10 protein-coding genes and 2 pseudogenes are annotated in these 13,428 nt (G+C 61.0%); 8 read left to right on the top strand and 4 right to left on the bottom strand.

Translation table 11 applies throughout. The annotated features are described in order from the left end of the window. Positions 1–63 precede the first annotated feature (63 nt). On the top strand, positions 64–1,644 hold the full coding sequence (locus AC1DS6_RS20600; protein WP_441625434.1) for an isocitrate lyase: 1,581 nt from the start codon (positions 64–66) through the stop codon (positions 1,642–1,644). Positions 1,645–2,012: 368 nt separating this feature from the next. Here the strand turns inward: AC1DS6_RS20600 and AC1DS6_RS20595 are convergent, their stop codons facing one another. Then, positions 2,013–2,906 carry a LysR substrate-binding domain-containing protein gene (locus tag AC1DS6_RS20595; protein WP_441625432.1) on the bottom strand — a complete coding sequence of 298 codons (894 nt, stop codon included), beginning with the start codon at positions 2,904–2,906 and terminating at the stop codon, positions 2,013–2,015. 159 nt (positions 2,907–3,065) lie between these two features. Between AC1DS6_RS20595 and argH the strand changes: the two genes are divergently transcribed. The 3 genes from argH to AC1DS6_RS20580 all read left to right on the top strand — a co-directional run bounded on the left by argH (position 3,066) and on the right by AC1DS6_RS20580 (position 7,227). Next, positions 3,066–4,589 (top strand): argininosuccinate lyase, encoded by a 1,524-nt coding sequence (gene argH, locus AC1DS6_RS20590; RefSeq protein ID WP_441625430.1) that lies wholly within the window; start codon positions 3,066–3,068, stop codon positions 4,587–4,589. 31 nt (positions 4,590–4,620) lie between these two features. Then, on the top strand, positions 4,621–5,583 hold the full coding sequence (locus AC1DS6_RS20585) for a Bug family tripartite tricarboxylate transporter substrate binding protein (RefSeq protein WP_441625428.1): 963 nt from the start codon (positions 4,621–4,623) through the stop codon (positions 5,581–5,583). 1,275 nt (positions 5,584–6,858) lie between these two features. Further along, the gene (locus AC1DS6_RS20580; protein ID WP_441625426.1) at positions 6,859–7,227 is read left to right on the top strand and encodes a BON domain-containing protein; all 369 of its coding nucleotides are present in this window, start codon (positions 6,859–6,861) and stop codon (positions 7,225–7,227) included. A gap of 713 nt (positions 7,228–7,940) precedes the next feature. Here AC1DS6_RS20580 and AC1DS6_RS20575 read toward each other — a convergent pair. Beyond that, positions 7,941–8,441, bottom strand: a pseudogene (locus AC1DS6_RS20575) (Crp/Fnr family transcriptional regulator); the annotation flags it as partial. A 140-nt stretch (positions 8,442–8,581) separates the two neighbouring features. Further along, on the bottom strand, positions 8,582–9,484 hold the full coding sequence (locus tag AC1DS6_RS20570; RefSeq protein WP_441625422.1) for a LysR family transcriptional regulator: 903 nt from the start codon (positions 9,482–9,484) through the stop codon (positions 8,582–8,584). A 136-nt stretch (positions 9,485–9,620) separates the two neighbouring features. On the opposite strand from AC1DS6_RS20570, the gene AC1DS6_RS20565 reads away from it, so the two are divergent. The 3 genes from AC1DS6_RS20565 (at position 9,621) to AC1DS6_RS20555 (ending at position 12,254) form a co-directional block, all read left to right on the top strand. Further along, positions 9,621–10,148 (top strand): cysteine dioxygenase family protein, encoded by a 528-nt coding sequence (locus AC1DS6_RS20565; RefSeq protein ID WP_441625421.1) that lies wholly within the window; start codon positions 9,621–9,623, stop codon positions 10,146–10,148. Beyond that, a complete protein-coding gene (locus AC1DS6_RS20560) occupies positions 10,145–11,197 on the top strand; it encodes a uroporphyrinogen decarboxylase family protein (RefSeq protein ID WP_441625419.1) in 1,053 nt (350 codons plus the stop codon). The genes AC1DS6_RS20565 and AC1DS6_RS20560 overlap by 4 nt, the downstream gene beginning before the upstream one ends. A 73-nt stretch (positions 11,198–11,270) precedes the next feature. After that, positions 11,271–12,254, top strand: coding sequence for a Bug family tripartite tricarboxylate transporter substrate binding protein (locus tag AC1DS6_RS20555; RefSeq protein WP_441625417.1), 984 nt, complete (start codon positions 11,271–11,273; stop codon positions 12,252–12,254). A gap of 135 nt (positions 12,255–12,389) precedes the next feature. Here the strand turns inward: AC1DS6_RS20555 and AC1DS6_RS20550 are convergent, their stop codons facing one another. Next, positions 12,390–13,085 (bottom strand): DUF2076 domain-containing protein, encoded by a 696-nt coding sequence (locus AC1DS6_RS20550; RefSeq protein ID WP_477103000.1) that lies wholly within the window; start codon positions 13,083–13,085, stop codon positions 12,390–12,392. A gap of 127 nt (positions 13,086–13,212) precedes the next feature. Here AC1DS6_RS20550 and AC1DS6_RS20545 point away from each other — a divergent pair. Next, a pseudogene (locus AC1DS6_RS20545) lies at positions 13,213–13,425 on the top strand (tannase/feruloyl esterase family alpha/beta hydrolase); the annotation flags it as partial. Between the last annotated feature and the right edge of the window lie 3 nt (positions 13,426–13,428).

The following is a 13,428-nucleotide window of genomic DNA, read 5'->3' as shown; positions in this document are numbered from 1 at the left end:
GCTTGCTTCGACATCCGTAGCGGCACACGCAACCCTTTCTTCAATCGCGCTTAGGAATTTCACATGGCCCAGTATCAAGACGACATCAAGGCAGTTGCTGGTTTGAAAGAGAACCACGGCAGCGCATGGAATGCCATCAACCCCGAGTATGCCGCCCGCATGCGTGCCCAGAACAAGTTCAAAACGGGCCTGGACATCGCCAAATACACCGCGAAGATCATGCGCGCCGACATGGCCGCCTACGATGCCGACTCGTCCAAGTACACCCAGTCGCTGGGTTGCTGGCACGGTTTCATCGGCCAGCAGAAAATGATCTCCATCAAGAAGCACTTCAACAGCACCGACCGCCGCTACCTTTACCTGTCCGGCTGGATGGTGGCCGCGCTGCGCTCCGAGTTCGGCCCGCTGCCGGACCAGTCGATGCACGAAAAAACCTCCGTCAGCGCGCTGATCCGCGAGCTGTACACCTTCCTGCGGCAGGCCGACGCCCGTGAACTGGGCGGCCTGTTCCGCGAACTGGATGCTGCCCAAGGACCTGCCAAGGCCGCCATCCAGGAGAAAATCGATAACCACGTCACCCACGTTGTGCCCATCATCGCGGACATCGACGCGGGTTTCGGCAACGCCGAAGCAACGTACCTGCTGGCCAAGCAGTTCATCGAAGCGGGCGCATGCTGCATTCAGATCGAAAACCAGGTGTCCGACGAGAAGCAGTGCGGCCACCAGGATGGCAAGGTCACCGTGCCGCACGAGGACTTCCTGGCCAAGATCCGCGCCATCCGCTACGCCTTCCTGGAACTGGGCGTGGACGACGGCGTCATCGTGGCCCGTACCGACTCGCTGGGCGCTGGCCTGACCAAGCAGATCGCCGTGACCAACACGACGGGTGACCTGGGCGATCAATACAATTCCTTCCTCGATTGCGAAGAATTGTCGGCCGACGAACTGGGCAATGGTGACGTCATCATCAAGCGCGACGGCAAACTGCTGCGCCCCAAGCGCCTGCCTAGCAACCTGTTCCAGTTCCGCGCCGGCACGGGCGAAGCGCGCTGCGTACTGGATTGCGTCACCGCACTGCAAAACGGCGCTGACCTGCTGTGGATCGAGACCGAAAAGCCGCATATCGCCCAGATCGGCGGCATGGTCAGCGAGATTCGCAAAGTCATCCCGAACGCCAAGCTGGTGTACAACAACAGCCCATCCTTCAACTGGACCCTGAATTTCCGCCAGCAGGTGTATGACGCGATGAAGGCCGCGGGCAAGGATGTGTCGGCATACGAGCGCACCCAGTTGATGAGCGTGGAATACGATCAGACCGAACTGGCGAAGCTCGCTGACGAAAAGATCCGGACCTTCCAGGCCGACTCGTCGCGCGAAGCAGGTATCTTCCACCACCTGATTACGCTGCCGACCTACCACACCGCCGCACTGTCGACCGACAACCTGGCCAAGGAATACTTCGGCGACCAGGGCATGCTGGGTTATGTGGCTGGCGTGCAGCGCAAGGAAATCCGTCAGGGCATCGCCTGCGTCAAGCACCAGAACATGTCCGGCTCGGACATCGGCGACGACCACAAAGAGTATTTCAGCGGCGAAGCAGCCCTGAAGGCGGCAGGTAAAGACAACACCATGAACCAGTTCTGATACCAGTAGTACGCCCCAAACATAGCGCCAACCCAAAACGGGTTGGCGTTTTTTTATCCGGCGACATAGCTCGCGGGGGGCCTCATCGAACGTTTTCCAGTGCGCGTGAAACTGGAGTGCACGGTTCGCCACCTAGGAATTGAGGTGGACGGCGCTCTGGAGATGGCAGATCAAACAGAAGTCTGAATGGGAGCCAACCGACTCGGCCGGGGCTTCATGGTGTGGCTTCGAATGGCTCCGCGAGGAATAGGCGATGTAGTCGACGAATAGGTCGGCTAGTCTGCGGCCCACCCTGCGCCTGCCGTGCGGGCCATTGTATGGCGCCTTCCCTTGGCAGTTCGGATCTTTGGGAAAACCAAGGGTCCAAATCAGGCTTTTGAATGCCTTAGGGCCTCGAAGCTACGGCGCACACAGTCTGTCAGCCGATTAGCCAGGAATCCCACCGGAAAATGGTCCGATGTCACGGCGTAGCTATTGAACGGAACCTCTTCGGAAAAAGGTATCTCGGAAACATTTTGTATCCGAAGCGCTCGGGAATCTATCGGACTTATTATAGATGTTCCGAGGCCCTTGCTAACCATCGTGCAAATTGTCGAGGCGTATGGTGTCTCGATGGAAAGATGCCTGAGGTCATTGGGGAAATGACGATCTATCTGGTTTCGGTTGGGGCTACCCATGGGCAGCGATATGAAGTGTTCATTTTCAAAATCGCTTGGATACACGACATCATGCGTGGCCAGTCTATGCGAACTATTGACGATTGCCACACCGCGAGCGGTATTGATCAGTTCAAAATCCAGGCTCGGCAAATCAGTGATAATAGAGCAGAATCCAACGTCACAAAAACCAGTCGCCGTCCATTTTGCGACGACATCGGAGCGCCCCAGATTAACCACAATCGGTATGTCCGGAAACATACCCCTGAAAATCTGAAGGGCATCCGGCAACACGCAGTGTGCAATCGAGCCTACCGCGCCCACGCGGAGCAGGCCGGTCCCTCGGCGGCGAATCGAATCCGCACTTTCTCCCAGAGACTCCAGGCCGAGAAATGCGCGCTCCACATCGGCATAAAATGCCTCCGCTTCCGCCGTCGGGATCAGCCGCGTCCCGATTCGTTGGAATAGCGTGAACCCGACCGTCTGCTCCAGGAGCGAGATCCATCTGCTGACATTCGGCTGAGAGGTGTGGAGGAGTCCGGCTGCCGTGGTCATCGAACGCGTCTTCATCACAGCCCTGAACGCCTCGACTTGCTTGAAGTTCATATGAGGTCCTCAAAAGCGCACATTTTGGCCGACCCGCTCCGGCCCTGCACGCCGGATCCTATCATATCAATTTTGTATTAATAGCAGCGAAACACTGATTTGACGCATGGTCTGCTTCATTCCAAACTGGTTGTATCCTTCTAACAGAGTGCTGCCATCATGGAATCGAAAGTTAGCCGTCGACTCAAACAACCTCCGGCGAAAGAGGTTATTGATTACATTTTTCAGCCCCGCACGACCAGAGAATTCTTCGCGAAAAATTTCGCGATTCTGACTCAAATCAATTTCGCTCATCTGTTGATGCTTAACGACCAGGGCATTCTCGACCGGGCGACGTCGATTCGCCTGGCCAATGCTCTGATAAAGATGCAGGAGGACGGCCCCGAAGCGGTCGAGCTCGACGCAGCACGAGAAGATGCTTATTTCAACTACGAAGCTCATCTGATCAAGCTGGTAGGTCAGGACATCGGTGGCCGCTTGCATACGGCACGCAGTCGCAACGATATGGGCGCCACCAACGATCGTATTCGCGCTCGTGCTTTCATTCTACGCATCAGCAGGGCATTGACCGATGTCGCTGCCGTCGCGGCGGCGCAAGCGGAGAGATTCGCCACCTATGTGATGCCTGGATATACGCACATGCAGGCTGCGCAGCCCATCACCTATGGGTACTATCTGTCGGGACTGGTCGATGCCTGGTCCCGGGATATCGATCGCCTCATGCATGTCCTGGAAACGACAGACAATTGCCCACTTGGCGCCTGTGCCTTGGCCGGCACCTCGTTTCCCATCGATCGGACGTCGACCAGTTTGCTGCTGGGCTTCTCCCGGCCCATGCCGAACTCGCTGGACGGGGTTGCATCACGCGACTTCGCATTGGAGTTGAGCGCGGTGCTCTCGATCATGATGATCACTTGCAGCCGGATGGTGCAGGATTTTTACATCTGGTCGACGCCGGAGTTCGGATTCCTGTCGTTCCCCGACAGCATTGCCGGCACGTCCAGCATCATGCCGCAAAAGAAGAATCCGGTCGTTCTGGAGTATTTGCGGGGGAAGACGTCCCATCTGATCGGACTGACGTCGGCCGCACTGACGGCCGTCAAATCTACCCATTTTTCGCACTCGGGCGACAGCAGCCGGGAAAGCACGAGGACGTGCTGGGAAAGCTGCGAGGAAGCCGTAAAGGCTCTCGAACTGATGAAACTGCTTGTGGAACGCGTTGAGCCAAATCGGCCGCGCATGGCAGACCGTGCTGCGCAGGACTTCTCGGCTGTCACCGATCTGGCCGACCTGCTGGTCCGGAAAGCCGACCTCTCGTTCCGCGACGCGCATCACATCATTGGCGCTGTCGTTCGACAAGCGCTTGATCAAGGAATCCCTGCTACAGGGATTACGGCCCAAATGATCGATGCCGCAGCGCTCGAACAGGTGGGGCGAAGGGCCTCGCTATCGGAAGACGATATCGGCGAATGCCTGGATCCGGTTCGCAACGTTGCCGCGCGCCGGTCGTATGGCGCGCCGGCTCCGGATGGCGTCCTCCAGCACATTGGCGAGCAAAGACGCTCGCTCAAAGCGAAGACAGATGCCATCGATGCGGTTGGTCACCGGCTCGTCGAGGCGCAGACGTTGTTGGAACGGCGTACCCGCACGCTTGTTTCCCCTGAGTCCGACCAAGGCGCGTAAATCCTGCGCCTATTCACCGAGGAATCGAGCGATGTCCAAGTTCGTCGTGGTTTTCGCCTTTGCCATGGGTATCGTTTCGGCAGCAAACGCTGAAACCTACCCGGACAAACCAATCAATCTCGTAGTGCCGTTCGCACCCGGCGGCACCGTCAATCTCACAGCGCGCCTTCTTGCCACACGGATGTCGGAAGTGTTGGGGCAGCCGGTTGTTGTCGACAATAGGGCCGGGGCCGGAGGGAACATCGGAGCCGCCTATGTTGCGCGAGCGAAATCCGACGGCTATACGCTCTTGTACGCAACGCCGGCAAATCAAGTGATTCAGCCACTGCTATCCAAGAACCTGCCATTCTCGCCGTCAAGAGATTTCAAGCCGGTCGCGCTATTTGCTACGGTCCCGAATGTGTTGGTGGTGTCAGAAAACACCCCCGCCAGGAATATGGCCGAACTGCTGCGGTATGCCAAGGCAAATCCCGGAAAGCTGAACATGGGATCGGCCGGGATGGGATCGGCGAACCACATGGTCGGTGAACTGTTCATGCTCAGGACCGGCACGGCGTTCACCCATGTTCCCTACAAAGGTGCTGGCCCTGCTACTGCGGATCTCCTGGCTGGTCAGGTACAGGTGCTCTTTGTCAATCTTCCAACGGTGCAACCCTACATAAAGCCGGGCAAGGTTCGCGTGCTAGGCATTGCGAGCAAGGAGCGAAGCCCGGCGATTCCTGACATTCCGACTTTCGAGGAGTTGGGTATCAAGGATGCGAACACAGAATCGTGGTCTGCCTTGATGGCTCCGGCTAATACAAGTCCGCAGGTGATCAAGAAGCTCCAGGATACCGTGATCTCGATTGCGAACGACAAGTCCACGATCCAGCAATTGACTGCCCAAGGCGCACGCCCTTTGCCAGGCACGGCTGCCGACCTCCAGGAGCTGATCAACGAAGACAGCAAGCGTTGGACTGAAGTCATTCAGCATGCGAAGGTCCAGATTGACTAGCCGGCGCGGATGAATCTCATCGTCATCGCGCCGAAGGGTTAAGCACGCGGCATCACCAGGTCCAGGGACCACGCCTGCGGCGTTGCAGGCGTGGTCGGCCGCATTTTCTGACGAAGCCCGTCATCAGGGAAATATCGTCACCCGCGGTTCCGATGCCCCGCTTCGCCTCGCATACCTTTATCGACGAGATTCAGGCAGAGTCGTCCGTGCTTCCCCGAGCAGCCGCTGATTTTTCCGGCGTGCCAGAAATCCCGGCTCGACAGCCTGCTTCGCAGTGCTACGCATTGCCTGCGCAGCTGAACCTACTTGTGTAGGGCTCGCGCGAAAGCTGGCGCGTATGGCGCCCGTAAAGCGGGCTTGGCTGGAAAGGTCCCGCCACTATGCGATCCCCCTGTATGGCGAGGTTTCGCAGCTTAGAATTTTTCATGTCGGCGCGAGCACGAATCGCGCGTTGGCCCGGTATAGGTACGTCCCTCCGAGGCAAAGAGCCTGTACAGTGTCGCTTCGAAGACGCTACCGCAATCCAAAAAAGCCGAGTACAAACAGGACGATAACCACAGCTCCCACAAGCCAGATGATGTTGTTCATAACACTCTCCTTGAGTTCTACACTCACTTGGATACCATGCGCCGCGCGGGTCGCGAGCGACTTGGGAAACGTGCAGCGATACCGAGCGTTCCGCCTCAACAAAGACCTGGTGCATTGCGCCAGTTGCCGCCTGCCAGATATGCGTGCCTAGCGACAGCGACCCGATAGTCGCTGGCGCGCGCAGATTGCAAAATTACATTCTCACACTCGACGGGGTACGTCTGTACGGTAGCGGTCCAACAGCCGAGGGCGCCATTGAATTGAATGAGGCGTTCGCCGCGTGGGCCTGCGTTTTTCCGCCTGGTTTGCGTAGGACGGGCGGAGCCTGTGCGGCGGGAGGTACGCGGGCGAATCTGCTCTACACGCCAGACGCGCTTCTGCTCTGCTGGACGGCCTCCCAGCATCGTCCGCACCCAAGCATCGTGCGATCACGCTGACAAGCAAAGCCCCTCAGGAATACAGGTCACCGATCCGCGACCGCCAAGTGCGCGTATGAACCTCGGCGTGTCCGCCATCGTACCGACCTGAAGGCGAAATGGTGCCAGTCTTAGCCTGTCGGGGGCTGCGTGACGAAGGACAGGATCTTTCGTGATGCCAAGCCGGGCGGCTGCCTTCTTCAGGGCAGTTTGCGTACCGGAGCACTCCGCGTCCGCAATCACTGATTCGATCCGAATCGAGGTAGTTCAAATGAAATCCATCCCTCTTACCAAATTCGCCACCAGTGTCGCATGCATTGCGCTCGTGACGGGCTTCCATGCTTCGCTTAGCCAAGGCGCAACGAGTGCCCCGGCGGCATCGCTCACGAACCCCAATCCCACGCACGAGACGGCTGGCCAGGGCATCAACGATACGGAGATCACGACCAAGGTCAAGGCTAGCCTGCTCGATCGAAAGAATCTGAGTTCCACGAACATCCACGTGCGCACCCGCGAAGGCGTGGTACGGCTGACCGGCAGCGTTCCGTCAGCGGCACAGAAGCAGACGGCAGCCGATGTCGTCCACGGCGTCACCGGCGTGAAGTCAGTAGAGAATCAACTGCTCATCCACAAGTCGTGACGGGTCGGACAGCACGCGGCGAGCCTCATGGCCGGCAACGCCATACAGCCTTGCCGGCCTTCGCCGCTGACAGTGACAGGCTGAATCGCGCCGACACAGGAGCGATCATGCACAAACTGGTCTGGCCGGGATTGGCATTGGAATGACCACAATGTCCGGCGTCGTACCGACAGCCCGATCTGATTCCATCGGACAGGTCATGGCGCATGGCGCGGATATCTTCGCATCGGATTCGCAGATTCCGGTCCCCTTGGCGAGCTAGCCAAGGGTTCTAGCGAGGGCGATGGGGACCAATGACTGATGTCCCGGGGAACATCACCTTTTCATGCCCACCGGAAATCCGGCAGGACGTCACGGTGTTCCGCAACGCTGACGCCTCCCAATTCGCTAATCATCAGCTTCACGGATTCTTTTGTTCCCTTGCTGCAAGTTGCAACAAGCATCATTTCTCCTTGCGCAAGCTGCGCTTGCCGCCGGGCGATCCCGCCCCGCCGAATGCGTGCGCCAAGCCATCCGCCAAGCCGCCACCCGGACAGCGCACCGATAGCGCCGCCCCCCACGCAGGCGGAGCACAAACGCCAGCCCTCATGGTTCCCAAGATGTGGCGCCCCAACAAAGCCAAAATGGCATGGTTTCGTAGCGAAGTCGGTACGATGGCGGACACTGTGCGGGTCGGCAAGACCGCGCCCGCCATGGCCTGGGCACCGGGAGTTTCAAGCCGCCGTCACGGCAGGCAACAGGCGGTCGAACTCCCGCTTCACAACGGCATAGCATTCGCACGCGTGTTTTTCGAGCGCCGGCCGGTCGAGTACCGAAATATGTCCATGACTGTAGCGAATCACACCTGCGTTCTGCAGCTTCAATGCCGCTTCGGTGACGTCGGAGCGCCGCACGCCAAGCATGTTCGAGATCAGTTCCTGCGTCATCGTCAGCTCATTGGATGGGAGCCGGTCGATGCTCAGAAGCAGCCAGCGGCATAGTTGCTGTTCAATAGTGTGATGCCTGTTGCAGACTGCGGTATAGGCCATCTGGGTGATCAGCGCCTGGGTGTACCGCAACAGCAAATGCTGTATGGGACCGCCGAGGGTAAACTCCTGCTTCAGTACCTTGGCGCTTAGCCGGTAGCCATGGCCAGCGCTTTGCACGATGGCCCGGCTCGGTGTCGTCTCGCCGCCCATGAACAGGGCAATCCCGACTATCCCCTCATTGCCGACGTCGTCTGGTTCGACTGCACGCGTGCTCGATGTGCAGATGAGCATGCCCCATCGCTTGATGGCGGCCAGCGCGGAATAAGCCGGGACCGAACTCGACCTGAGCGCGCCCAAGTTGCCCGCCATGCTGTGCGGCAGCGAGCTTATCCCGCCGGCGCGTCAGCCTGCTGGCCTAATTGCCGCAGCAGGGCACCCACGTAAATTGCGGACGCAGCCGCGTTTCGCCGCGTGCATAGCTTTAGTGGCCGCACTGCCCATTTCTCACGCAGCGTCAACACGCGCACGCCGTCACAGTTGATCGACTGCAGCACCGAGCGCGGCACCATCCCGACCCCCGCGCCCGAGCGCACCATTGCCACCACCGCCGCGAACCCGGACACCTGGATGCGTACGTCCATGTGATGTCCCAGTGCTGCGGCCTTGCCCACCATGAAGGTATGGATGGCCGCCCCGCTTTGCAGGCTGACGAAGGGGCGGCTCAGGCAGTCCAGGAACGCTACCGACTGGCGCGCGGCCAGCGGGTCACCCTCGGGCACAACCATGACGACCTCATCCTGACGGTACGGCAGGAACACAAGTTCGGGATGCTCGTCATCCCATGTGACCACGCCGACGTCGGCGCGCCCTTCGGCCACGGCGGCCACGATGTTGTGGCTGAGACGCTCGTCCAGGGAGATACGTACTTCGGGGTAGTCGCGCAGGAACGTCTGCAGATCCCCCGGCAAGAACGAAGCGATCGCACTGCTGTTAGCAAAGATCGTGACCTGCGCCCGGACACCTTCGGCATAGGGAGCCAGGTTGGCGTGCATCTGCTCCAGCTCGGCAAGGCAGCGGCGGCAGTGCTCCAGCATGACCTGGCCAGCGCGTGTCAGCGAAACGCCGCGTGCCTCCCGCACGAACAGCCGGGTGCCCAGCGCTTGCTCCAACTGCTTGATGCGCAGGCTGGCCGACGAGGGTGCCAGGAAGCATGTGGCGCCGCCTCGCGACACGTTGCCTGCGTCGGCCACTGCCACGAATAGTTTCAGGTCTATCAGGCTGTAGTGCATAAGGTTTCGTATTTTACAAAAACTGTTTTCCAAACATCTCGTTTGTCCTGCATTTCACCCAGTGAAAGACTAAGCGCCAGCAATGCCTTGTGTCATCGATTTTGTGAAAAACGAACTGTTACTGGGAAAAACCCCTATGTGCTTGACTCTGGAAACCGACAATCTGGCCGCGCTGACCCGCGCGATCGACGCCGCAATGGCATTGCCGCCGGATCGCTTGCCCGGCGCGGTGCAACACGCCTTGCAGGCATCTTTCGCCGACGGTAACTGGCTAACGCCGGCACAGCGCCAGCCGGACCCGCAGCGCTATGCGCGCCACGTGCTGCAGGCCGACCCGCAGGGGCGCTATACGGTCGTGGCGCTGGTGTGGCAGGCCGGGCAGTTCAGCCCGGTGCACGCGCACCACACCTGGTGTGCGCTGACGGTGGTTCAGGGAGAACTGCAAGAGCACTACTACACCTGCGACCGCCAGAGCCTGCGCGCCACGCCGCTTCACTGGCAGCCGCGCGCCGTGGGCGCGGGCAGCAGCGGAACGGACGGCCTGGACCAGGTCCATCGGCTGGGCAACGCTGGCGCGGGTGTGGCGATCTCCGTCCACGTGTACGGCGTGGAGGCCGCGCGCGTAGCCACCGGCGTAAACCGAGTCCTCGCGCTGGCCCCTTGAATCCGCTGGATTGCGCAAACATCGAAGCGAGCAAACACATGCAGACCATGAATCATTGGCAGCGCATTGAAGCCGCCCTGCTGGGCGAAGCCACCGACCGCACTCCCGTCGCGTTGTGGCGCCACTTTCCGGAAGACGACCTGGACGTGGACAAACTTGTGCGGCACACATTGGAGTGGCAGCGGAAATGGGATTTTGACCTGGTCAAATTCATGCCACCGGGCACATACGGCGTTGAAGACTGGGGCGCCGCCACGGCATACCAGGGCAGTGCCAACGGCGCGCGCGCGGTGGTGGCGCCACCGGTGCGAACCACGGAGGATTGGCTTCGGATCCGGCCGCTGGATGTGAGACAGGGCTCCTATGGCCGCCAGAACGAGGCGCTGCGCGCCGCCGCGCGGTCCCTGCGTGGCGCGGTGCCCATCCTGCAAACCGTGTTCAGCCCGCTAACCACGGCGCGCAAGTTGAGTACGGACAAGCTATTTGCCGACCTGCGCTGCGAGCCGGATGCGCTCGAGGCGGCGCTGCGGGTAATCACGGACACCACGATCCGGTTCGCTTTGGACTCGCTGGAGGCCGGCGCGCACGGCGTGTTCTTCGCGACGCAACTGGCGTCGAGCCGCATGCTGACGACCCAGGAATATGAGCGTTTCGGGCGCCGCTACGATCTGGAGGTGTTCGCGGCGTTGCGTGGCCAGGCGCAATTCAACATGCTGCACGCGCACGGCGATGACATCATGTTCGATCTCCTGGCGACGTATCCGGTCGAGATGTTCAATTGGCACGACCGCCTGACTAAGCCTGGCCTGGAGGCGGCGGCGGCGCGCTTCCCGCGCCTGCTGGTGGGTGGGTTGAACGAGCACGACACCTTGCTTCATGGAAGCGAACAGGAAATTGCGGATGAGGTGCGCAACGCCATATCGCAAACGGACGGCCGCCGCCTGATGGTCGGCCCGGGCTGCGTTCTGCCAGTTGCGACATCGGACTCGGCGATACGCGCCGTGGTCCGCGCCGCGCGCGCCCCCCAGGAGCAAGCGCTGTATGCTTGACGCCGCCGCGAGCCGGTACCAACCAAGAATAGGGCAGCGCCTAATTGCCGCCTACAAAGATCAAGGAGATAACATGCGTCACGTCCTGGCCTGCCTGGCCGCTGCGGCGGCCCTGGTTCCATGTCTGCAGTCCTCCGCGCTGGCGGCGGACTGGCCCGACCCGTCCAAGCCCGTGCAGATCATCGTGCCCGCGCCAGGCGGTGGCGGCACGGCCGACACCCTGGCCCGTGTGCTAGCCGAGCAATTGCACAAGCAACTGCACGCCACAGTCATCATCGAGAGCCGGGGCGGTGCCAACGGCAATATCGGGGTGGGGATGGCCGCCGGGGCCGTGCCGGATGGGTACAAGTTCCTGTTTTCGTGGGCGGGCACGCTGGCGGTAAATCCCAGCTTGTATGCCAAGCTGCCGTTCGATTCGCAAAAGAGCTTCACGCCGGTGGCGCTGGTGGCCGATGTGCCCAATATCCTGGTGGTCAACAAGAGCCTGCCGGTCAAGAACCTGGCCGAGTTCATTGCGTATGCCAAGGCCAACCCGGACAAGCTGAATTACGGTTCCACGGGAAATGGCAGTTCCATGCACGTGGCCGGCGAACTCTTCATGCGCGAGACCGGCACCCGCCTGATCCACGTGCCATACAGTTCCCCCGGCCAGGCCACCACGAACCTCCTCGCTGACGATATCCAGGCCATGTTCCAACTAGTGCCTGGCATCCTCGGGCAGGTCAAGAGCGGCAAGGTGCGCGCGCTGGCCGTCATGTCGAACCAGCGTTCGCTCGCCCTGCCCGACGTACCGACCGTTGCCGAGCTGGGCCAACCCAAGCTGATGTCCTCGACCTGGTTCGCGATGCTCGCGCCCCGCAACACGCCAGAACCCATCGTGATGCGCATGAACGCGGCACTGAACGAAGTGCTGCGCGACCCGGAGGTGATCCGCAAATTCACCGAGATGGGGGCAACGCCGCTGGGCGGCACGCCGCAGCAACTGTCAGCGCACCTGGCGGGAGAACTTGTGAAGTGGCGAGCGGTGGTGAGCCAGGCGAGTATCAAGATTCAGTAGGGGCGCGCTCCGGTGTTGTACATCGGCAGGGACAGGACGTGATCGCGCTGGCTCAGCCAGGAATCGTCTGGCGTACCTGTCACCGCCTGGAAGTTGAACCGTTGCTGCGGGCGACGGGGTACGCCCCAGAATGCGCTAGACGTTGAAGGAGTCGTCATCCGTGAAGTCGTCATTGCCCAGCCCGTCATCCAGGAGGCCATTGTCCAGCGCCGCCCCGGGTTCCCCCAGCGGCGAGCGGTCTTCATTGCCGTAATAGTTGTTGACGACCGTCGTTTCGCTTGGCAGCGCACCTGCGGCTGGCTGTCCAAGGAATCCGCTTGCGCCCCCGCCACCGCTATTGCGATGGAACAGATTCTCGATACCCTGGAACAGGAGCGCACCCCCGGCTACGCCGGCAGCCGTGGTGGCAATGCCGCCCAGCGTGCCACCCAGGCCGCCGCCCAGAAAGCCGGGCCGAGGCGGCTGCGCGGGCGCGGCCTGGGGGGCCGCCGGCGGTACGGCGACAGGCGCGGCCGTCGCCTGCGGCGCGGCGGGGCTTGCGGCAACGCGGCCGGCGCTATTGCCCCAGGCATTGTCCGCGTCGAGAAAGCGATTGGCGCCGCCGGCCTGCGCCATCTGCAACTGGCTCTGCAGCGTGGCGATCTGCGCTTTCGCTGACGCCAGCGCCTGGTCAAGCATCATGGCGCGCTGGACCAGCAGGTAGGCGGCATCCGGTTGCCGGGCGGCCGCTTCGGCGATGAGGGCGTCCGCCTGGGGGTCCTTCATGCCGGCCCTGGCTTGGGTCAGCTGAGTCAGGAAGGCTTCCAGTGCTTGCATTTCTTGGGGGGTCATGGCACCTCCTACGCGGGTTGTCTTCGCGGGTTGTCTTGTGTGATGGCAGTTTAAGGGCAGAGACTTAAGCAAGCCTTAAAGGCCTTGGTGCCGATGTGCCTGCCGGTCCGCGTTCACCAGCCAGCCCGCCAGCGTGGCCAACGCGTTCAAACAAGGCTACGTCACCTACGGCAGCGATAGCGGGCACGACGCATCGGGCGGCGGCGCCTTCGCGCTCGACAACGAAGCGCTCGCCAATTTCGGCAGGCTGCAGTTCAAGGCGAAGCACAACGCGGTCAAGGCCATCATCAAGGCACGCTACGGACCGCTGCCTACGCACAGCGACTTCATCGGCGGATAGCAA

Source organism: Cupriavidus sp. 05L310, assembly GCF_056398185.1.
Note: the sequence above shows the minus strand (reverse complement) of the source record. Positions and strands in the feature narration are given on the sequence as shown.